We start from the raw sequence: 785 nt of genomic DNA, 5'->3' as shown, positions 1-785 counted from the left end.
TGGGCCACTAGCCGCCGCGCCAGATCCGGCGGCAGCGCCTCGCCGCCGCACAGCACCCGGCAGCTTGCCGGCAATGAGCGACCTTCATGATCGAGCAGCATCCGCCAGGTTGATGGCGTCGCCTGGATCAGGGAGACGCCGTGCCTCTCCACGATCGCCTTGAGCCTGACAGGATCATGCGCGGCCGCACGATCCGCCAGCACCACGCAGGCGCCGATCGTCAGCGGCAGCCACAGCTCCAGGACTGCGATGTCGAAGGACAATGAAGTCAGCCCGAGCACACGGTCACTGGCCGTCATGCCGGGCTGCTGCGCCATGGTCGCCAAAAAGTTCGTCACGGCGTCATGGCGGACCATCACCCCCTTCGGCAGGCCGGTCGAGCCCGAGGTGTAGATCACATAGGCGAGGCTCTCGCCATGAACGGCGACGTCGAGATTGCCGGCGTCCCCGCCCTCGCCGTCCTGCGCGTCGAGCAGCCAGGCGTCGGCGCCGGTCTCCGCCAGCACGGTGGCGAACTGATCGCGTAATCTCTCTTGCGTCAGCACCAGCCCCGCGCCGCTGTCGCGCAGCATGTGCGCCAGCCGCTCCGGCGGGTAATCCGGATCGAGCGGCAGATACGCCCCGCCGGCCTTCAGCACGGCCAGCAGCGCGACCAGCATCTCGACGCCCCGGTCGAGCGCCAGCCCGACCACGATATCGGTCCCGACGCTGCGGTCCCGCAATCGCCGCGCCAGCCGGTTGGCACGCGCGTTGAGCGCGGCGTAACTCAGCTCCGTCTCGCCGAA

Annotated in this window: 1 protein-coding gene; it reads right to left on the bottom strand. The window is 69.2% G+C overall.

Annotated elements, in window-relative coordinates:
- On the bottom strand, positions 1-785 hold a 785-nt coding region (locus MOV74_RS39430; protein WP_246933030.1), incomplete at both ends, for an AMP-binding protein.

This window comes from Bradyrhizobium sp. SHOUNA76 (genome assembly GCF_023006445.1).
In the GTDB taxonomy this organism is placed as follows: Bacteria; Pseudomonadota; Alphaproteobacteria; order Rhizobiales; family Xanthobacteraceae; genus Bradyrhizobium.
Note: the sequence above shows the minus strand (reverse complement) of the source record. Positions and strands in the feature narration are given on the sequence as shown.